The following is an 18,936-nucleotide window of genomic DNA, read 5'->3' as shown; positions in this document are numbered from 1 at the left end:
TTAAGCAAAGAATCGGTAAGAAGTCCGCTGATACACGAAAGTACTATCCCGTCCCGAATCCGGGCTCGGAGCCGATTGTCGGTGCGCTGTGCCAAGGTAGAGGGGTGCGGCGCATCTATCCCGACATTCAGGACAACCCAGACATTGCGCAGGCGTACGCGTACCCCGGCACCGGGCCGTGGCTGCGCGTCAACATGGTCGCGAGCGCCGACGGCGCCGCCTGGCTCAAAGGCCGGTCGGGGCCGCTGTCCAGCAAGGGCGACCGGCGCATCTTCCAGACGCTGCGCGGGCTGGCCGACGTGATCCTCGCCGGCGCCGCCACCGTGCGCAAGGAGGGCTACGGCCCGGTCCCGCCGCGCGACTGGTGGGCCGAGCACCGCGAGGGCAGGCCCGAGGTGCCGCCCATCGCCGTGATCAGCCGGAGCCTGGCGATCGACCTCGACGGCGAGCTGTTCACCGACGCGCCGAGCCGCACCATCGTCATCACCTGCGAGGCCGCGCCCCAGGAGCGGCGCAGGCTCGCGGCCAAGTGCGCCGACCTGGTGGTGGCCGGTGACGCGAGCGTCGACATGCGCCTCGCCGTCGCCGCGCTGCACGAGCGGGGCCTGACCCGCGTGCTGTGCGAGGGCGGCCCGCGCATCAACGCTCAGCTGTCCGCGCGCGGCCTGGTCGACGAGCTGTGCCTGACGATCAGCCCCATGCTGGTGGGCGGCGGCGCCGCCCGCATCCTGAACGGCGAGCCCGCGCAGGTCGGCCTCCGGCTCGAGCACGTGCTGGAGGAGGACGGCGTGCTCTTCTGCAAATACACAAGGGAGCAGAGCCATGAGTGACGAGCCGACCACCGGGCCGGGCGCGGCCGCGGAGGAGCCGCCGCCGGTGCCCGGCCTGCCGGTGCGGCCGCCCGTGCCGCCCATGCTGGCCAAGCCGGTCAAGGCCATGCCCGAGCAGGACGGCACGCTGTTCTACGAGCCGAAGTGGGACGGCTTCCGCTGCATCGTCTTCCGCGACGGCGACGAGGTCTACCTCGGCAGCCGCAACGAGCGGCCGTTCACGCGCTACTTCCCCGAGCTGGTCGAGGCGGCGCGGGCCGAGCTGCCCGGCAAGGTCGTCATCGACGGCGAGATCGTGCTGCCCATGGGCAGCCAGCTCGACTTCGACGCGCTCCAGCAGCGCATCCACCCCGCCACGTCGCGGGTGCAGATGCTGTCCGAGCGCACGCCCGCGCAGTTCGTCGCGTTCGACCTCTTGGCGCTGGGCGACGAGTCGCTGATGGAGCTGCCGTTCGCCGAGCGCAGGGCGCGGCTCGAAACGCTCTTTCCGGAAAAGGGCGGCTCCATCAGGCTCACCCCGGTCACCAAAGACCGGGCGCAGGCGGGCGAGTGGTTCGAGATGTTCGAGGGCGCCGGGCTCGACGGCATCATCGTCAAGCCGGGCGACCAGCCGTACGTCCCCGACAAGCGCACGATGTTCAAGGTCAAGCACGAGCGCACGGCCGACGTCGTGGTGTGCGGCTATCGCGAGCACAAGTCGGGCCCCATCGTCGGCTCGCTGCTGCTCGGCCTCTACGGCGACGACGGGCGGCTGCACCACGTCGGGGTGGCGGCCTCGTTCCCGATGAAGCGCAGGGCCGAGCTGGTCGAGGAGCTCAAGCCGTACATCGCGGAGCTGAGCGAGCACCCGTGGGGCCACTGGGCCGAGCAGGCGGCGGCCGGCATCGGCAGGCCGGCGGCCGGGCCGTCCAGGGGCGGCCAGCGGGTGCCCGGCGCGGTGTCACGGTGGAACGCCAAGAAGGACCTGTCGTTCATCCCGCTGCAGCCCGAGCTGGTGATCGAGGTGGCCTACGACCAGATGGAGGGCGACCGGTTCCGGCACACCGCGCAGTTCCGTCGCTGGCGCCCCGACCGTGCTCCAGAGTCGTGCACGTACGAGCAGCTTGAGCGTCCAGTGCATTACAACCTTGAGGACATCCTTGCCCGCTAGCGGCTGTCTAGATATATCTCGAATATGACGACAGGGGATGAGCTCAAGGCCGCCGTGTCCGCACGCCGCGACCTCGGGCCCGACTATGAAGACGCCGTCGTGGAGTCGTTCCTCGACAAGATGGGCCAGGAGATCGACCGGCGGGTGGACGAGCGCCTCAGCCGGCTCGGCCCCCAGAGCCGCACTCCGGCCCGCCAGGGCCCCTCCGAAGGGCAGCGGCTCGCGCTCGCCATCGTCTCCGTCGCCCTTGGCACGGTGACCACCGTGCTGTTCCTGCTGTTCGGGGAGGGGCACATGACCGGTTTGATCCCGGTCTGGCTCGGCATCCTCGCCATCAACGGCATCTTCAACGGCACCAGGAACAGAGGCTCCGGCCCTTCGGCGTAACCGCCCCGCGGACCGATCCTTCGCGGCGGGCCACCCGGATGACGCCATCGATTCGTGACCCAGGAGCCCTCGCGCTCAGCACACCTCCCCGCACACCGACCCGCCGGGCCAACGCACGGGAGCGGCCAGGAGAACCGGGCCGCGCAGGTGCGACGAGAAGAACCAGGCGGACGGCCGCGAGAACCGCGCTGGGCGGTCCGACCGCGCCCGACACACAAGCGAACGAGCAGCCCGGCACCGCCCGACAAGGCCTGTCACCGGGCTCGCGAAGAACCCGGAGCGCGGGGCGGCCCGGCACCGGCCGGCAGCCCCGCGCCGGCCGGCAGCCCCGCGCCGGCCGGCGGCTCGGCACCGGGCGGCGGGGAGGCGAACGGGCGAGCAGGGAAACACGTCGCGTCAGGCGAGCCGGATGAGGCCCGCGAAACAACCGGTGGACGGTCAGGCGAGCCAGATGAGGCCGGCGAAGCGGCCGGTGGGCTGTTCGCGGCGGTGCGAGTAGAGCTCCTGGGACTCGATCGTGCAGCGCGCGTCATGGCGTACGTCGCTCACGCCCGCCGCCTTGAGCTGCGCCTCGATGCCCGCCCGCAGGTCGAGGGCGGGGGTGCCCCACGAGGTCGTGGACCAGGCGGCGGGGACCTTCGCGGCGACCTTCTCCCGCATGTCGGCGGGCACCTCGTAGCAGCGCCCGCACGCGCCGGGCCCGATCAGCGCGACCATCCGGCCAGGCTCCGCGCCCTTGCCCGCCATCGCCGTCACCAGCGCGGTGGCGATGCCGGCCTCGGTGCCGGGGCGCCCGGAGTGTGCGGCGCCGACCATGCGGGCGACCGGGTCGGCCACCAGCACCGCCGGGCAGTCGGCGCCGAGCGACGCCAGCGCCAGCCTGGGCTCGGTGGTGAACACGCCGTCGAGCGGAGGCGGGTCGTCGCCGAACGGCTCGCTGACGTACGCCACGTCGGCGCTGTGGACCTGGCGCATGAACACCACCGCCCGCACGCCCAGCTCGGCCACCAGGCCCGCCCGGTTGGCCTGCACGACCTCCGGGTCGTCGCCGACCATGCCGCCGAGGTTGCGCGAACCGTACGGCGGGGCGCCGACACCGCCGTTCCGATCGGTGATGGCCACGTGTACGCCGGGGGCGAGCTCCATGCCCCGATCTTAGGCGACCCCGCCCCCATCCCTTCCGGCAAGCCCACCCGCCCTGACACCTCAGACCGCCGCCCCTGCGCGCTCCCCAGGCTGGACCTCCACCCCTGCGCGCTCCCCAGGCTGGGCCGCCACCCCTGCGCGCACCACCCCCAGGCTGGGCCGCCACCCTGCACGCGCAGCTCCCGGCCGAATGCTCGGCTTCTCCCCGCAAGCGGCGCTCTCAAGAACTCCCCGCCCAAGCGGCGTTCTGGAAGAACAAGTGCGGGCGCATCCCCGGAGGGCGCGCAGGCCGTCTACTGCCCGGGCGTGCGATGGCTCCTCTGATGCGCGGGTTCGGCCGGGTGCACCTCCGGTGTGGGATCTCCGTGCGGCTGCAAGCGGGCCCCAGTGTTCGACTTCAATCGAACACCCTCTACAGTCGTTCTATGGCTATCGAACACCGGCGGGTTGTCATCGCACTGGCATTGGTCGCCGCCTTCATGGTCTTCGTTGACGGCACGATCGTGCATCTGACGCTCGCCCAGCTCGCCGCCCACCTCGATGCGTCCAGGGCCGAGCTGGAGTGGGCGGTCAACGCCTACACGCTGTCCTTCGCGGCGGTGATGCTGGGAGCGGGGGCGATCACCGACGCTCTTGGGGCGAAGCGGGCGTTCGTGGCGGGTCTGCTCGTCTTCACGATCGCCTCGGCGGCGTGCGCGGCGGCGCCCACGATGACGGTGCTGAACGCGGCCCGGCTGGTGCAGGGCGTGGGGGCGGCGCTGCTGCTGCCCAGCGCGCTCGTCCTGGCGACGGCGGCGGCGCCCGACGGGCACGCCAGGAACCGGCTGGTCGGCTGGTGGTCGGCTGCGGGCGGTGTCGGGATGGCGGCCGGGCCGCTGCTGGGCGGCGCGCTCGTCGCGGTCGCGGACTGGCGGACGGTGTTCGGGGTCAACGTGCTCATCGGCGTGCCCGCCGCGATCTGGAGCCTGCGGTCGATGCCGGCCGTGCCGCGGGGCGAGCGCCGCCTGGACGTGACCGGCATGGCGACCGCGACCCTGCTGATCGGCGGGCTGGTGTTCGCGCTCATCGAGGCGCCCGCCCAGGGGCTGCTCAGCGCGCCGGTCGTCACGGCGGCGGTGCTGGCGGTGGCCGGGCTCGCCGGGTTCGTCCTCAGCACACGCGCCGGCCGGACGCCGGCGCCGCCGACCCGCGCCGCCCAGGCGGGGCAGCGGTCGCCCGGCCTCGGGGACCGAACGCCGCTCTCACGACCCGGCCACACCAAGCAGGCGCCGCTCCCACAACCCGGCCACACCAAGCAGGCACCGCTCCCACAACCCGGCCGCCCTAAGCGGGCGCCGCTGCTGCCGCCCGGTCTGTACGCCGATCGGGCGTTCGTTGCGACGGCGGGACAGGGTGCGCTGTTCAACTTCGCGTTCTACGGGCTGCTGTTCGCGATGAGCCTGATGCTGCAGCAGGGGCGCGGGCTCGGGGCGCTGACCAGCGGGCTGCTGTTCCTGCCGCTGACCGGGCTCATCGCGGTCGCGAACCTGTGCGCGGCCCGCCTCGCGCGCCGCTTCGGGCTCCCGGCCGTGGTGGGGGCCGCTCAGGCGGTGCTGGTGGTGACGTTCCTGCTGGTGGCATGGGCGGGTACGGCTGCGGCGCTGTGGCCGCTGGCGCTCGCGCTGGTGCCCGCCGGGTTCGCCTCCGGGCTGCTCGTTCCGGCGATGACCTCGCAGGCGATCGCCGCCGTCGGGCCTCGCCTGCACGGGGCGGCCTCGGCGGCGTTCAACACCTCGCGGCAGGTCGGCGGGGCCGTCGGCATCGCCGTGTTCGGCCCGCTCCTCGGCACCGTTCAAGGCCGCCTGCAGGACGGGTTCGTGGTGTGCGTGCTCGTCGGCGCCGCCGCCGTCGCGGTGGGCCTGCTGCTCACGCCGCTCACCCGCGAACGGGCCGGCGTCGCCGCCTCAGCGGAGCCCGCCAGAGCGTGAGCACCTTTCGTGCGCGGCGGGTCGGGTCCACGGCGATGAGCAGCACGCCGCCCGGCTCGAACAGGCTCTTGGCCGGCCGGAAGCCGTCGGGCGGCCTGGGCAGGTGCGCGTTGCCGCCGGGACCGCCGTCCGGCGGGGTCAAAGGACAGCGGGTAAGGCCACGACACGGTCCTGGAGCACACCCGGGGAAGGCCGTCATCGTTCAGATCCAGTCGTACATGTCGGATAGATTGGCCCCCCATGGATGAGGGGATCATGGATCACTCCGGGCTGTCCGAAGCGGCCGCACAGTCCCGGGCCTCGGTGTTACGTAGCAGGGCGGTGTCGTACAACGCCCTGTTACGGCACGACGCCGCGATAGCGGACCTGACCGAGGCGATCGCGCTGGTGCCGGATGACGCCCGCGCGTGGCGGCTGCGCGGCGAATGCCACCGGTTGATCAAGCGGTACCAGGCCGCGCTCGACGACTTCGAGGAGTCGCTGAAGCTGGAGCCGGACAGCGCGTACGCGCTCGGCTCGCGCGGCCAGACCTACACCGCGATGGAGCGCTACGAGGAGGCCCTGGAGGACTTCGAGCACGCGCTCACCCTCTCCCCCGAGACGCCATGGATCCTCGAAGGGAAGGCGGATGCACTGGTGGGGCTGAACCGGATGGACGAGGCCCTGGCGGTGCACGCCAAGATCATCAAGCTGAACGAGGAGATCCCGTACTCGTGGTTCGCCCGCGGCGAGCTCTACCAGGAGATGAGCCTGTACACCGAGGCCATCGACGACTACACCAAGGCGCTGGAGCTCGACCCCGACTACGTGCGGGCGCTGGCCCGCAGGGGCGAGGCGCTGCGCATGATCGACCGGAACGAGGAGGCGCTCGCCGACCTCAACCGGGCGATCGAGCTGAAGCCCACCGCCACCCGCGCGCTCGGCAGCCGGGGCGCGGTGCTGAGCGAGATGGGCGACAACGAGGGCGCCCTCGAGGACTTGAACGCCGCCATCGAGCTGGACCCCGAGTACATCTGGGCGTTCAAGGTGCGCGGCGAGATCCTGCAGGACCTGGACCGGCACGAGGAGGCCATCGCCGACTTCACCAGGGCCCTGCACCTGGAGTTCGGCGACTGAGCAGGCACGCCCGCGCCGGGGCCGTGCCCGACGCGGCGGGCACGGCCCCGGGTGCTGGTCAGGGCCGCCCCAGGGAGCGGCCCAGCCAGAACGGCCCGATCAAAGCAGCCTGATCAGAGCAGCCCGATCAAAGCAGCCCGGCCAGAACGCCCCGGCCAGAACGCCCCGGCCAGAACGCCCCGGTCAGAACGCCCCGGTCAGAACGCCCCGGTCAGAGCGCGAGCAGGGCGTTGACCGGCAGGCGGGCGTCCGACAGCGGCCGCATGGCGATGCGCAGGAGCGCCAGCGCGTTGTCGTCGCCCGCGATGCGGTTGGCGCTCAGCTCGGCGCACGACTGGCAACTGTGGATGATCAGCCACTCGCCGTCACCGCGGACGGTGACGCTGAGCGCCGCCATCCGTCCCCGGCAGCCCGCGCGGCGGTCGCCGGGCACGCGATGATCGACGTGCAGGCTGGTCAGACAGTGGGGGCAGTGGTTGCGGTGCGCCGTGCCGGGCGCGGCCACGGGCACGTCGAGCCGGCAGGCGACGCAGCGGAAGGCGTCCGCCGGCTCCGCGTGATGCACTCTCTTGCGCCGCTGCGGCCGGGCGCGGTCGCTCGTGACGTTCCTCCTCGGCATCACAGATCACCGAACGCCTCGAGCGGTAACGGCGGCTGCGCGAGCGGGCGTACCGCCATGCGCATGAGGATGAGCTGGTTGTCGTCCCCGCAGATGGGGTTCGAGGTCAGCTCGCCGCAGCGGGTGCAGCGGTGGATGATCATCCATTCCCCGGTGCGCAGCACGGCGATCGAGATCGGGATCATCCGTGACCTGCACTCGTCCTGCAGGTGCAGCGAGTGCAGGCAGCTCGGGCAGTGGTTGCGCCGGGCGCCGTCGGGGGCGTTCGCGGTGACCGTGAGGCCGCAGCGCACGCACACGAAGGTGTTAAGAGGATTGCCGTTGGTGGACAACCTGGGTACTCCTTGCCGGATTGGTCTTCGATGTCACACAGCAAGGGAGCGCCGAGCGAGCCTCGCGGGCACGCTGGTTGGTCCGGCCTGTCCGGTCGGTGTCGTCTCTCGTTTCAGAGGCGGGACCCGCCGGTGGCACGGCTGCGAGGCGCGCTAGGCGCGGTGCCAGGCATCAAGTCCCTCCTTCAGGCGCGGTACGAGACCACGCGGTACGGCACATTCATCAACGGATGCGAGGGTATGGGGGCACGGCGCCGGATCGCCATCGATTTTCCACGCGAGCCCGCGTACGGGGGTTTGGTGTCGTACGGCCGTGGCAGTGGACCCCTGAACGAGGGGGACGAAAGCCATGAGCGATCCGCGACGGGGGAGTGATCAGCGGTGGCCGGCAGCCTGCAGTTCATCGGGAACGCGACCACGCTCATCCGCTACAACGGCTTCACGCTGCTGACGGACCCGAACTTCCTGCACCGCGGCCAGCTCGCCTACCTCGGGTGGGGCCTGGCCTCGCGGCGGCGCACCGACCCGGCGCTGCGGATCGAGGACCTGCCGCCGCTGGATGCCGTCGTGCTCTCCCACATGCACGGCGACCACTGGGACCGGGTGGCGCGCAAGGGCATCGACAGGGACACGGTCATCGTCACCACCCCGGCCGCCTCCCGCACCCTCTACCGGCAGGGCTTCGGCCAGGCCGTCGGGCTGATGATCTGGGATGAGTACCGCCTGCACGGCCCGGGCGGCAGCGTGCGGATCACCGCGCTGCCCGCCAAGCACGCCCCGGGCTCCGCCGAGGCGCTGATGCCGCCCGTGATGGGCACGATGCTGGAGTTCTGCGGCCCGGACGACCGGGTCGAGCTGCGCCTGCACATCAGCGGCGACACCGTGCTCGACCGGCGGCTCGACGCGATCCCGCGCCGCTTCCCCGATATCGACGTCGCCCTCGTCCACCTCGGCGGGACCAAGCTGCTCGGCACGCTCATGGTCACCATGGACGGCGAGCAGGGCACGGCCTGGACCGGCATGATCAACCCGCGGACCGTCGTGCCGATCCACTACGACGACTACACGGTCTTCCACTCGCCGCTGGAGGACTACCTGCGCCACATGGAGCGGGCGGGCCTCGCCGACCGGGTGGTCCGCCTGGACCGGGGCGAGACGTGCGAGCTGGCCCCGCACCGCCTCGTGCGCCACTGATGAACCGGCTGACGGTGCCGACGGTGCCGACGGTCAGGTGTCGGAGCGGGCCTTGCTCGGCTGCACCCGCTTGGGCTCGCCCGGCATCTTCGGATAGTTCGGCGGGTACGGCAGGTCGCCGCGCTCGTCCTCTGCGTACATCTCCAGCAGCGGCTCGATCGAGTACGCCCGGTCGTCGATGGCCGCGTGGACGTCGCCCAGCTCGGCGAAGCGGGCGGGCACCGTGCGGATGTCGAAGTCGCGCGGGTCGGCGTCGGCCAGCTCGTCCCAGGTCAGCGGGGTCGAGACGGGCGCGTGCGGCCTGGCTCTCACCGAGTAGGCGCTGGCGATCGTGCGATCACGGGCGTTCTGGTTGAAGTCGATGAAGACCCGCTCGCCGCGCTCCTCCTTCCACCACGCCGTGGTGACCAGGCTGGGATCACGCGCCTCGACGGCCCTGGCCAGGGCGATGCCGGCGTGGCGCACCTGGACGAAGTCCCACCGCGGCTCGATGCGGACGGCGATGTGGACGCCGCGGTTGCCCGAGGTCTTGACGAAGCCGGTCATGCCGAGCTCCTCCAGCACGTCCCTGGTGAGGAACGCCGCCTTGCGCGCCGCGTCGAACTCCAGGCCGGGCTGCGGGTCGAGGTCGACGCGCAGCTCGTCGGGATGCTCGACGTCGGCGGCGCGCACCTGCCACGGGTGGAAGTCGATGGTGCCGAGGTTGGCGCAGTAGGCGATGGCGGCCACCTCGGTGACGCGCAGCGACCGCGCCGTCCGGCCGCTGGGGAACGTCACCTCCACCGACTCCAGCCAGTCGGGATGCCGGGGCGGCATGCGCTTTTGGTAGATGGCCTCGGTCTGCACGCCGTCGGGATGGCGCTTGAGGTTGGTCGGACGGTCCTTCAGCGCCCGCAGGGCGCCCTCGCCGACGCTCACGTAGTATTCGACCAGCTCACGCTTGGTGGCGCCGATCTCCGGGAAGTAGACCTTGTCGGGATTGGTGACCTTGACGGTCCGCTTCCCCACCTCGAGCTCGATGTACGGCGATGCCATGCCCCCGAACCTACCCCGAGGGACCGACAACACCCGGTCACCGCGCGCCCTCGCACGATCCCTCGGCCGCCGGACGCATCCCCCGGACAGCCGGTGCCCCTCACCCACCCACCCCAATCGCCTGACCACCCACACCGACCGCCGAACACAACCCCCGGTCGCCCGGCGCCCCTCACCCGTCCACCCGAATCGCCTGGCCACCCGCGCCGACCGCAGGTCGCCGACCTGGTGAGCCGGACGCTATGGGACGGGAAGCGGACGCGGAAAGCCGGACGGAATGAGACCGGAGACCGTCCGGCGAGCCGGACGGTGCGGGACCGGAAGCGAGCTCGGAGGGCCGGACGGGGTGGGCCCGTCCCGGAGCCTCCTCGGTGGCGGGACCGAGGGCTCGACGGGACGGGCCGCCAGATCACCCTTCCGCCGTTCCGGGCGCTGGCGCGCCACCCGGCCGGCCGTTTCGATCCCCAGCGGCGCCAGCACGGGCGTGGGCTGTGCCGCTCGGCGGGATCCGCAGGTGATCTCACCCCTTGGCAGGAGGCGAACACACCTCCTTGCCGTGAAAGACGCGAATTTCCCCGAGAACGGATGCTTCACCCTGCGGAGATCTCTTTTTGCCGTATCTCGTACTCTGGAGTCATGGACAAGGTGGTCAAGAGCGAGGCGGAATGGCGGGCCCAGCTGACGCCTGAGGAGTTCCACGTCCTCAGGGAGGCCGGGACCGAGCGCCCGTTCACGGGGGAATACGTCGACACCAAGACCGAGGGGGTTTACTCGTGCCGCGCCTGCGGTGCCGAGTTGTTCCGTTCTGACACGAAGTTCGAGTCGCACTGCGGCTGGCCGAGCTTCTACGCGCCGTCCGACAGCGACGCGGTCCGGCTGCTGGAGGACCGCAGCCTCGGCATGGTCCGTACGGAGGTGCGCTGCGCCCGGTGCGACAGCCACCTGGGACACGTCTTCCACGGCGAGGGCTACCCCACGCCGACGGACGACCGCTACTGCATCAACTCGATCTCGCTCCGCCTCGAGCCCAAGGAGTGATCGGGTAGCGACGGGGCGTATCGATCGCTGGCGAGGGGTACGAGCACCGCGTGCGCTTTGTCCATCTTCGCCACCGGTGGGTGACGATCGAGACCATCGGGCGGGTGGTGACACAGCGATGCGAGGTGTGCTCGAAGACACGGGTCCGGGTCCGGTGACCCGGGCCCTGGGTCATTCCGGGTCGGGATACGTGACGCGGCAGCTCCGATCCGAGGGGCCGATGATGTTGGCGAGCACCGGGTTGCCGTTCTGGCCGAACTCCGAGTGCACGAACACCACGGGGTTCTCGACGCCGCGTTCGCGGAGGTAGGCGAGGCCGCGCTCGCAGAGGGTGATGGCGGTACGGGAGTTGTCCGCACTCTCCGGCAGATCCGTATAAATGCGGAGATATCCGCCCACTGTGCGGATGTCCTTGAGACGCTTCACGGCCTTGTCGTCCGGTCCCCAGTTCGTTCGGAAGTACTCGGCCGCCTGGTGATCCGTGTGCCGCGAGGGGCCGTCGGCCTTGTAGTCCTTGCCATGGCTCCTGACGGGGCCTCCTGCCGGCAGGTCGTCGGGGCCGGTCGTGCCGGGCACCAGGCCGGAGTTCGTGCTCGGGGCCGGCTTCGGCGGCTCCGGCTTGCGCGCCCCCTTGCTGGTGGCGTGCGCGTTCGCGCCCTTGCCTCCGTCCGTCCCTTCGCCGTCCGCGCCTTCGCCCGCGCTCGTTCCACCGGACGATGCCGCCGCGGCGGCCGCGGGCCCGCCCCTGGCCCGCTTCCCGTCGCTCGCGCCGGGCTCCGCGGCCTGGCTCGCCGGGGGCGCGGTGACCGTGCCGAGCAGCCCGTACGTGACCGGAGTCCCGAACACCCCCTGCATCGCGAGCACCACGACCGCGCCGCCCGCGGTCACCCCGGCGGCGACGCCGGCCATCCGCCCGAGCGCCGCCCGCCGAAGCAGCCCTCGACGCCGCCTGCCCCGCTCACCGGAACCGCCCCGCCGAGAGCGCCGCCCCTCCCCCGAAGACCGCCGGACGTCCTCCGCAGACCGCCGGACTTCAGGTGCAGGTCGCCGGACGTCCTCCGCAGCCCGCCGGACTTCAGGTGCAGGTCGCCGGACGTCCTCCGCTGACCGCCCGGCGGACCCGAGGCCGTCTCCCCTGGCCCGCGCCGAGCGGCGTCCTGCCGCGTGCCGCCCCCGGCGACCCCGCCTTCCGGACATCTCCACCAGCCCTCCAAGCCCGCACACCTGGAACGTGCCACCCCGCTCACGCCCTGCGAGGCAGAGATTCCCCGATTGTGACAAAGCGGATAGAGGGCTGCAGCGAGATCGCCGATTCGGGTCTGACTCGCGGCGGATTCACCCGGCCGCGAGGGCGGGGACCGGCCGAGAGGACTACGGCAGGGCGGCGACCAGCTCGGGCAGCGGCTTGCGCGCCCCGGTGTAGAAGGGGATCTCGACGCGGGTGTGGCGGCGGGCCTGGGCGCCCCGCAGCGTGCGCATGAGGTCGACGATGCGGTGCAGCTCGTTCGCCTCGAACGCGAGCATCCACTCGTAGTCGTTGAGCGAGAAGCACGCCACCGTGTTCGCCCGCACGTCGGGGAAGTCGCGCGCCATCCTGCCGTGCTCCGCCAGCATCGCCCGCCGCTCGGACTCGTCGAGCAGATACCACTCGTAGGAGCGCACGAACGGGTAGACGCTGACGTAGGCGCGCGGCTCCTCCTCGGCGAGGAAGGCCGGGATGTGCGACTTGTTGAACTCGGCGGGCCGGTGCAGCGCCATCGCCGACCAGACGGGCCTGCTGTGGCGGCCCAGGCGGGTGCGGCGGAACCTGGCGTAGACGTCCTGGAGGTCCTCGGGCGTGGGAGCGTGCCACCAGAACATGAAGTCGGCGTCGGCCCTGAACCCGGCGACGTCGTAGACCCCCCTGGTCACGACGCCCTTGCCGGCGACCTGGTCGAGCAGCTCCTGCACCTCGGCCACCAGGCCGTCGCGGTCGCCTGGGCACGGCTCGGTCGCCTGGAAGACCGACCACATCGTGTAACGGATCACCTGATTGAGATCGCGGGCTTTGAGCCGCGGTGCGCCCTCTGTCATGCTGCCTATTCTGCTCTCAGGGAGAGGTGGTCCAGAATCCGGGCGGCGGCCGTGCGGGCGGTGGCGATGCAGGCGGGGATGCCGATGCCGTCGTAGGCGGCCCCGCAGACGGCCAGACCGGGCTGCACGGCGACCGCCGCGCGCACCCTGGCCACCCGGTCGAGGTGGCCCACGTTGTACTGCGGGAGCCCGCCGCCCCAGCGCGTCACCCGGCTGTCGACGGGCAGGCCGCGCACGCCCATCACGTCGGCCATCTCGGCGGTGGCCAGCGCGACCAGCTCCACGTCGTCGCGCTGCAGCAGGTGCTCCTCGCCGACCCGGCCGATCGAGCAGCGCAGGATCACCAGGTCCTTCGACAGGTGGGGCCACTTCACCGAGCTGAACGTCACCGCCTTGACCGGCCGCCCCTCCACGGGCGGCACCAGGTAGCCGCTCGTGGCGGGCGGCTCGGGGAAGGCGTCGGCCGGGTAGGCGAGCGTGACGACGGCCATGCTCGCGTACTGGATGCGGGCCAGCTCGGCGGCGGCCTTGGGCGCCTCGGTCTTGAGCAGGCGGCTGGTCGCCGGGCCCGGCGTGGCCAGGATCACCGCGTCCGCCTCGACGATCTCGGGTTGCGGCACCGGGCCGGTGACCAGCCGCCAGCCGGTCTCGGTGCGGTGCAGCTCGCGGACGGTGACGCCGGTCCTGACGTCGGCCTCGGACGCCTTGGCGACCGCCTCGGGCAGGCCGCCCAGGCCGTTGCGCAGGGTGGTGAAGACCGGGCCCTGGTCCTTCGGCGTCTCCTCGACGAGGTGGCGCGCGGCGTTGAGCAGCGAACGCTCGGACCGCGCGATCGCGGCCACCCGCGGCATCGTCGCCTCCAGCGACAGCATGTCGGCGCGGCCCGCGTAGACGCCGCCGAGCAGCGGCTCGACCAGCCGGTCCACGACCTCGGCGCCCATCCTGGCGCGGATGTAGGCGGCGACGGACACGTCGGTGCGCACGAGCGTCGCCGGCAGCACCTGATCGAGCGGCACGCGCAGCAGCCCGCCGGGCGAGATGATGCCGGACTTGGCCAGCTCCGTGAGGTCGGCGGGCACGCCCATGACCTGGCCCTTGGGCAGGTAGCGTACGGCGCCGCGGCTGTAGACGGCCGAACGGGTGGTGCCGGGGAAGACCAGGTCGTCGCCGAGCCCGACCGCCTTGGCCAGCTCCTTGCCCTCGGGACGGCGGGCCAGCATCGCCTCGGCGCCCGCGTCGACGCTCACCCCGGCGACCTCCGAGGCATAGAGCTTGCCGCCGATGCGCGGCGAGCCCTCCAGGACCGTGACCTTCACGCGCTCACCCGCGCCCTGCCGGAGATACCACGCCGCGGCGAGTCCGGAGATCCCCGCGCCGACGACGACCACGTGCGCCCGATTCCCTTCCACGCCTCCGAACGCTACCGCTTCTCACACGTGCCCATCTCCGCGGGGCAGACCTCCCGCAACCCACCTCACCACCGCACAGCAGCACGAACCGGTGCCCCGAAAACCCCGCCTCCCCCAGGAAACCCCCAGCCTTCAGCAGCGACCGCCATGGAACCGGTGAGCCGCACGCAGCGCGATCGGCACATCCGCGCACACGGCGATCGGCGGGCTTGCACACAACCCCTCCCTGGAACCCCAGCCCCTGGCGGCGGGCCACCACCGGACGGTGGGCGACCGATGCGTGAACTACGGCGAGCGCAGCGGGTCTCCGACACGCATGACGGCGCCCGGCCCGAGGGGGTTTCCGCAAAAGAACGCCGAGCACCGGGCACGGCGGGAGGGAGGCGCACCGGCGGCACCCGCGCCCCAGAGCGACGAAAAGCGGCCGCCCGCCCGCGCCCGCATGGCCATGACCGCGAGTTGCGATGGTCACTCCCGGCCGGCCGGCCGACCGCCCGCGCCCGCGCCCGCGCACGCACAAGCGCGCCCCCACGCACGCGCAACCCGGCCGCCCCGCGCACGGACACGCGCCCACGCGCCTCCACACATGAGCAACCCGGCCACACACGCGCAGGGCGGCAACCCGGCCACGACCGCGCTTGCACAAGCGCGCCCCACGCACGGGCGGTGGCGCGATCCCGGGGAGCGTCCGGGCCGGCCGAGGGTGCGCTCGAAAGGCGGCGGGAGAGCGAAGCGCCCGGGTCAGCGACGGTGCTCGTGGACGAGGTCGGTGAGGCGCTTGAGCTGGTCGGGGTCGGTGTCGGGGAGCACGCCGTGGCCGAGGTTGAACACGTGGCCCTCGGCGGCCTCGCCGCGCCGCAGCACCTCGCGGGCCTTGCGCTCGACGACCTCCCAGGGGGCGAGGAGGATGGCGGGGTCGAGGTTGCCCTGGAGCGCCTTGCCGGGGCCGACGCGGCGGGCGGCCTCATCGAGGGGGACGCGCCAGTCGACGCCGACGACGTCGGCTCCGGCCTCGCCGAGCACGCCGAGGAGTTCGCCGGTGCCGACGCCGAAGTGGATGCGGGGCACGTCGGCGACGCCTTCGAAGATGCGCCGGGTGTGGGGCAGGATGAACTCGCGGTAGTCGTCGGGCGCGACGGCGCCGACCCAGGAGTCGAAGAGCTGCACGGCGGAGGCGCCCGCATCGATCTGGATGCGCAGGTGCTGCAGCACGATGTCGGAGAGCTTCTCCATGAGCGCGTGCCACAGCTCGGGCTCGCCGTACATCATGGCCTTGGTGCGGTCGTGGTTCTTCGACGGGCCGCCTTCGATGAGGTAGGAGCCGAGGGTGAAGGGCGCGCCGGCGAAGCCGATGAGCGGGGTGTCGCCGAGCTCGGTGGTGAGCGCCTTGACGGCTTCGGTGATGTAGGGGACGTCGCCGGGCTCGAGGGGCCGCAGCGCGTCGAGGCCCTTGGCGTCGCGGATGGGCTCGGCGACGACGGGGCCGACGCCGGGCTTGATGTCGAGGTCGACGCCGATGGCCTTGAGCGGTACGACGATGTCGCTGAAGAAGATGGCCGCGTCGACGCCGTAGCGGCGGACGGGCTGCATGGTGATCTCGACGATGAGGTCGGGCGTCGAGCAGGCGGTCAGCATGGGCACACCCTCGCGGACCCTCAGGTATTCCGGCAGCGAGCGGCCCGCCTGGCGCATGTACCAGACAGGGGTGTGCGGGACGGGCTGGCGGCGGCAGGCGCGCAGGAAGGCTGAGTCGGCGAGGTTCACCTCACCAGGGTGCCATGAACGGGGCGCGGTCCCGACACGAGTGCGAGGTGTCGGAAAAACATGCATTGGACACCCCAAATCATGATCAGATAGCCAGATGAAGGTTTACCGGTCTGCTCGGCATCGGCATCCCGCACGGGTCCAGCACACCCCATGCGCGGCCAGAGAGCCGGTCTCGACTGGGCCAAAAGTCCCCCAAGCCACCGCGCGGCACCGATTCATCGACCACTTTCGGGACACGCCGAGCGCGTTGCGGGGAATTGTCAGCGGCTCGTGCCAACGTCGGAGCCACGACCCGAAGAAAGGCCCCGGTTCGATGACTCGTGCGATGACCGCGTTGTGGAGTTCCCCAGAGCGCCGCAGTGTGCGCTGCCCGTCATGCGACGGTGAGCGGCCGTTCGAGCAGCCGCCGTGCGCCGACGGGCACGAGCCGGGCCAGTGCCCCGAGTGGGCCTGCGTCGACTGCGGTCACGCCCTGATGTCCGGCGCCGCCGAGGCCACCCGTCCGGTTCGCCAGCTGGTTACGGCAGCGGCTTGATCACGAAGGATGAGCACCCCCGTGGTCCCCTTTCGTCCGACTTCGGCCTACGCTTCGGCTATGACGCTCGGTGACCAGCCGCCGCCTCCCGCCGCGTTCACGCGGGCCGCGGAGAGCATGCGGCTGACCGAGGTACGGCAGGAGATCGAGCTTGAGGACCTGCCCGCCCCCCAGCGGCTGGCCCCGTACTCGGCCGCCATCGGCGCGTCGGTCTACCGCGGTGACGACGAGCTGGCGGTGGGCCGGCTGATCCTGCTCTACGATCCCGACGGCCAGCGCGGCTGGGAGGGCCCGTTCCGGCTGGTTGCCTACGTCAGGGCCGACATGGAGCCGGAGATCACCTCCGACCCGCTCCTCGGCCCCGTCGCCTGGAGCTGGCTGACCGAGGCCCTCGACGCCCACCAAGCCGACTACTCCGCCGCCGGCGGTACCGTGACAAGAGCCGTGTCGGAGGGGTTCGGCAACAAGGCCGACGATCCGGTCACGACCGAGCTGGAGTTGCGGGCCTCCTGGTCCCCCGCACAGGAGGATCTGTCCGGCCATGTCGCCGCTTGGTGTGATCTGATGTGCCTGGCCGCGGGCATCCCGCCCCTTCCGCCCGACGTGGCCGCCCTGCCCCGTCGACGTGATGATCCGGAGAGTGACCGAACGAAGTGAGGGCACCAGTCAAGACAGTACCTGCGTCATGAGGTCGGTGAACTCATGACAGAAGAACGCACCGTGGAGCCGCTGCTGGAGCCACGCGAAGGCATACCTCCCGTCGTCGCCGACGCCGCCGGGCTGGCCGAGGTCGTGGAGAGGTTCGCGGCGGGCAGCGGCCCCGTCGCCGTCGACGCCGAGCGGGCCTCGGGCTACCGCTACGGCAACCGCGCCTACCTCGTGCAGCTGCGCAGGGCGGGCGCGGGCACCGCGCTGATCGACCCGATCGGCTGCCCCGACCTGTCCTCGCTCGACGAGGCGCTGGCCGAGGCCGAGATCGTGCTGCACGCCGCGTCCCAGGACCTGCCGTGCCTGATGGAGATCGGCTTCAAGCCGCGGCGGATGTTCGACACCGAGCTGGCCGGCCGGCTGCTCGGCTACGAGCGGGTGGGCCTGGGCACGATGGTGGAGACCGTGCTCGGCCTGCGCCTGGAGAAGGGCCATTCGGCGGCCGACTGGTCCACCAGGCCGCTGCCGCTCGACTGGCTGCGGTACGCCGCGCTCGACGTGGAGGTCCTGGTCGAGCTGCGCGACGCGCTCCATCAGGAGCTGGCCGACGCCGGGAAGCTGGAGTGGGCGCGCGAGGAGTTCGAGGCCGTGCTCAACACCCCGCCGCCGGCGCCGCGGCCCGATCCGTGGCGGCGCACGTCCGGCATCCACAAGGTACGGAACGTGCGCGCGCTGGCGATCGTGCGGGAGCTGTGGAACATGCGCGACCGCATCGCCCGCGAGCAGGACCTGGCGCCCGGCCGGGTGCTGCCCGACGCGGCGATCGTGACGGCGGCGCTGGAGGGACCGCGCACCAAGAAGGCACTGACCGAAATTTCGGCATTCACCGGGCGGAGCGCTCGCCGTCACATCAACGACTGGCTCGCCGCCGTCGCCCGCGCCCGTGCGCTGCCCGACAGCCAGCTCCCCCAGCCCAGCACGCCCGGCGACGGCCCGCCGCCGCCCAACCGCTGGGCCGACCGCGACCCTGCCGCCGCCAAGCGGCTCGCCGCCGCCAGGGCCGTGATCGCGGCGCTGGCCGACGAGCACCACATGCCGGCGGAGAACCTCCTGCAGCCCGACGCCGTGCGCAGGCTCACCTGGGAGCCGCCCGAGGAGATCACGGACGAGACCGTGACCGCCCGGCTGCGCAAGCTCGGCGCCCGCGAGTGGCAGCTCTCCCTCGCCGCCCACCCGATCGCCAAGGCGCTGGCCCGCCTGGAGGACGGCGGCGACTCGTAGCGCGGGGTTCCCGGGTGGGCCGCCCACCCGGGAACCGCCCTGTCGGGGCCCCCGTGAAGCCGGCCGCCAAGGCCCGGCCGACCGACCCCGCAGGCCGGCCGAAACGCACCCACGGGCCGGGCGACCGACCCCGCAGGCCGGCCGAAGCGCACCCAGGAACGCCACACCCCGGCCGAGGCCCGCTCCAGCCGAAAGGTCTGCAGCCCGGGACCCGGCCGGCGTCGCAGCGCAAAGCCTGGCCAGGGGCGCCCGGTCAGAGCCCTGGCCAGGCCGCGCGTCCGCCGCAGCCCCGCTCCGGCGAGGGCCGGACCGGACAGAGGCGAGAGGACGCGCCCGCGCGCCCCGCCCTTCGGGAGCACCGCCCCCAGCCGAGGCCCGTCCCAAGCGAAGGGACCGTGACCCTGGCGGC

Annotated in this window: 17 protein-coding genes; 9 read left to right on the top strand and 8 right to left on the bottom strand. The window is 72.2% G+C overall.

Features of this window, described 5'->3' with window-relative positions:
• Nucleotides 1-104: 104 nt before the first annotated feature.
• The 3 genes from ACGFIM_RS27055 to ACGFIM_RS27045 are packed head-to-tail and all read left to right on the top strand — an operon-like array spanning nt 105 to nt 2,367.
• A complete protein-coding gene (locus ACGFIM_RS27055; RefSeq protein WP_393205151.1) occupies nt 105-830 on the top strand; it encodes a pyrimidine reductase family protein in 726 nt (241 codons plus the stop codon).
• Nucleotides 823-1,980: an ATP-dependent DNA ligase gene (locus tag ACGFIM_RS27050; protein WP_393205148.1), complete on the top strand. Its 1,158-nt coding sequence runs from the start codon at nt 823-825 to the stop codon at nt 1,978-1,980. Before ACGFIM_RS27055 ends, ACGFIM_RS27050 begins: the two co-directional genes overlap by 8 nt.
• A 24-nt stretch (nt 1,981-2,004) precedes the next feature.
• Nucleotides 2,005-2,367, top strand: coding sequence for a hypothetical protein (locus ACGFIM_RS27045; protein WP_393205145.1), 363 nt, complete (start codon nt 2,005-2,007; stop codon nt 2,365-2,367).
• Between the two features lie 438 nt (nt 2,368-2,805).
• Here the strand turns inward: ACGFIM_RS27045 and pgeF are convergent, their stop codons facing one another.
• Complete coding sequence (gene pgeF / locus ACGFIM_RS27040) at nt 2,806-3,513, bottom strand: peptidoglycan editing factor PgeF (protein ID WP_393205142.1); 708 nt, start codon at nt 3,511-3,513, stop codon at nt 2,806-2,808.
• 425 nt (nt 3,514-3,938) lie between these two features.
• On the opposite strand from pgeF, the gene ACGFIM_RS27035 reads away from it, so the two are divergent.
• The gene (locus tag ACGFIM_RS27035; RefSeq protein WP_393205139.1) at nt 3,939-5,480 is read left to right on the top strand and encodes an MFS transporter; all 1,542 of its coding nucleotides are present in this window, start codon (nt 3,939-3,941) and stop codon (nt 5,478-5,480) included.
• Nucleotides 5,481-5,720: 240 nt separating this feature from the next.
• Complete coding sequence (locus ACGFIM_RS27030; protein ID WP_393205136.1) at nt 5,721-6,596, top strand: tetratricopeptide repeat protein; 876 nt, start codon at nt 5,721-5,723, stop codon at nt 6,594-6,596.
• Nucleotides 6,597-6,807: 211 nt separating this feature from the next.
• Here ACGFIM_RS27030 and ACGFIM_RS27025 read toward each other — a convergent pair whose 3' ends face one another.
• The gene (locus ACGFIM_RS27025) at nt 6,808-7,215 is read right to left on the bottom strand and encodes an RNHCP domain-containing protein (RefSeq protein WP_393205133.1); all 408 of its coding nucleotides are present in this window, start codon (nt 7,213-7,215) and stop codon (nt 6,808-6,810) included.
• Nucleotides 7,215-7,547: an RNHCP domain-containing protein gene (locus ACGFIM_RS27020; RefSeq protein ID WP_393205130.1), complete on the bottom strand. Its 333-nt coding sequence runs from the start codon at nt 7,545-7,547 to the stop codon at nt 7,215-7,217. The genes ACGFIM_RS27025 and ACGFIM_RS27020 overlap by 1 nt, the downstream gene beginning before the upstream one ends.
• Nucleotides 7,548-7,928: 381 nt before the next feature.
• Between ACGFIM_RS27020 and ACGFIM_RS27015 the strand changes: the two genes are divergently transcribed.
• A complete protein-coding gene (locus tag ACGFIM_RS27015; protein WP_393205127.1) occupies nt 7,929-8,741 on the top strand; it encodes an MBL fold metallo-hydrolase in 813 nt (270 codons plus the stop codon).
• A 33-nt stretch (nt 8,742-8,774) separates the two neighbouring features.
• On the opposite strand, the gene ligD is transcribed toward ACGFIM_RS27015, so the two are convergent.
• Nucleotides 8,775-9,776 carry a non-homologous end-joining DNA ligase gene (gene ligD, locus ACGFIM_RS27010; protein ID WP_393205124.1) on the bottom strand — a complete coding sequence of 334 codons (1,002 nt, stop codon included), beginning with the start codon at nt 9,774-9,776 and terminating at the stop codon, nt 8,775-8,777.
• A 636-nt stretch (nt 9,777-10,412) separates the two neighbouring features.
• On the opposite strand from ligD, the gene msrB reads away from it, so the two are divergent.
• Nucleotides 10,413-10,814: a peptide-methionine (R)-S-oxide reductase MsrB gene (msrB, locus tag ACGFIM_RS27005; RefSeq protein ID WP_393205121.1), complete on the top strand. Its 402-nt coding sequence runs from the start codon at nt 10,413-10,415 to the stop codon at nt 10,812-10,814.
• A gap of 171 nt (nt 10,815-10,985) precedes the next feature.
• Here msrB and ACGFIM_RS27000 read toward each other — a convergent pair whose 3' ends face one another.
• The 4 genes from ACGFIM_RS27000 to hemE form a co-directional block, all read right to left on the bottom strand.
• Nucleotides 10,986-11,723 carry a hypothetical protein gene (locus tag ACGFIM_RS27000; protein WP_393205118.1) on the bottom strand — a complete coding sequence of 246 codons (738 nt, stop codon included), beginning with the start codon at nt 11,721-11,723 and terminating at the stop codon, nt 10,986-10,988.
• 462 nt (nt 11,724-12,185) lie between these two features.
• Entirely contained in the window at nt 12,186-12,887 is a 702-nt protein-coding gene (gene hemQ / locus ACGFIM_RS26995) for a hydrogen peroxide-dependent heme synthase (protein ID WP_393205115.1), read from the bottom strand.
• 5 nt (nt 12,888-12,892) lie between these two features.
• The gene (hemG, locus tag ACGFIM_RS26990) at nt 12,893-14,296 is read right to left on the bottom strand and encodes a protoporphyrinogen oxidase (RefSeq protein ID WP_393205113.1); all 1,404 of its coding nucleotides are present in this window, start codon (nt 14,294-14,296) and stop codon (nt 12,893-12,895) included.
• Nucleotides 14,297-15,037: 741 nt separating this feature from the next.
• Complete coding sequence (gene hemE / locus ACGFIM_RS26985; RefSeq protein WP_393205910.1) at nt 15,038-16,036, bottom strand: uroporphyrinogen decarboxylase; 999 nt, start codon at nt 16,034-16,036, stop codon at nt 15,038-15,040.
• Between the two features lie 622 nt (nt 16,037-16,658).
• On the opposite strand from hemE, the gene ACGFIM_RS26980 reads away from it, so the two are divergent.
• Complete coding sequence (locus tag ACGFIM_RS26980) at nt 16,659-17,255, top strand: DUF3000 domain-containing protein (protein ID WP_393205110.1); 597 nt, start codon at nt 16,659-16,661, stop codon at nt 17,253-17,255.
• 45 nt (nt 17,256-17,300) lie between these two features.
• Nucleotides 17,301-18,527: an HRDC domain-containing protein gene (locus ACGFIM_RS26975; RefSeq protein ID WP_393205107.1), complete on the top strand. Its 1,227-nt coding sequence runs from the start codon at nt 17,301-17,303 to the stop codon at nt 18,525-18,527.
• Nucleotides 18,528-18,936 lie beyond the last annotated feature (409 nt).

Source organism: Nonomuraea sp. NPDC049309 (assembly GCF_043196965.1).
Taxonomy (GTDB): domain Bacteria; phylum Actinomycetota; class Actinomycetes; order Streptosporangiales; family Streptosporangiaceae; genus Nonomuraea; species Nonomuraea fastidiosa.
The sequence above is the reverse complement of the archived record's forward strand: the minus strand, read 5'-3'. Positions and strand labels throughout refer to the sequence as shown.

Bases quoted from the DNA above. Each gene is read 5' to 3' on its own strand.
- ACGFIM_RS27050 (WP_393205148.1), top strand. From the start codon at position 823: ATGAGTGACGAGCCGACCACCGGGCCGGGCGCGGCCGCGGAGGAGCCG.
- ACGFIM_RS27045 (WP_393205145.1), top strand. From the start codon at position 2,005: ATGACGACAGGGGATGAGCTCAAGGCCGCCGTGTCCGCACGCCGCGAC.
- pgeF (WP_393205142.1), bottom strand. From the start codon at position 3,513: ATGGAGCTCGCCCCCGGCGTACACGTGGCCATCACCGATCGGAACGGC.
- ACGFIM_RS27035 (WP_393205139.1), top strand. From the start codon at position 3,939: ATGGCTATCGAACACCGGCGGGTTGTCATCGCACTGGCATTGGTCGCC.
- ACGFIM_RS27030 (WP_393205136.1), top strand. From the start codon at position 5,721: ATGGATGAGGGGATCATGGATCACTCCGGGCTGTCCGAAGCGGCCGCA.
- ACGFIM_RS27025 (WP_393205133.1), bottom strand. From the start codon at position 7,215: ATGCCGAGGAGGAACGTCACGAGCGACCGCGCCCGGCCGCAGCGGCGC.
- ligD (WP_393205124.1), bottom strand. From the start codon at position 9,776: ATGGCATCGCCGTACATCGAGCTCGAGGTGGGGAAGCGGACCGTCAAG.
- msrB (WP_393205121.1), top strand. From the start codon at position 10,413: ATGGACAAGGTGGTCAAGAGCGAGGCGGAATGGCGGGCCCAGCTGACG.
- ACGFIM_RS27000 (WP_393205118.1), bottom strand. From the start codon at position 11,723: ATGGCCGGCGTCGCCGCCGGGGTGACCGCGGGCGGCGCGGTCGTGGTG.
- hemQ (WP_393205115.1), bottom strand. From the start codon at position 12,887: ATGACAGAGGGCGCACCGCGGCTCAAAGCCCGCGATCTCAATCAGGTG.
- ACGFIM_RS26980 (WP_393205110.1), top strand. From the start codon at position 16,659: ATGACGCTCGGTGACCAGCCGCCGCCTCCCGCCGCGTTCACGCGGGCC.
- ACGFIM_RS26975 (WP_393205107.1), top strand. From the start codon at position 17,301: ATGACAGAAGAACGCACCGTGGAGCCGCTGCTGGAGCCACGCGAAGGC.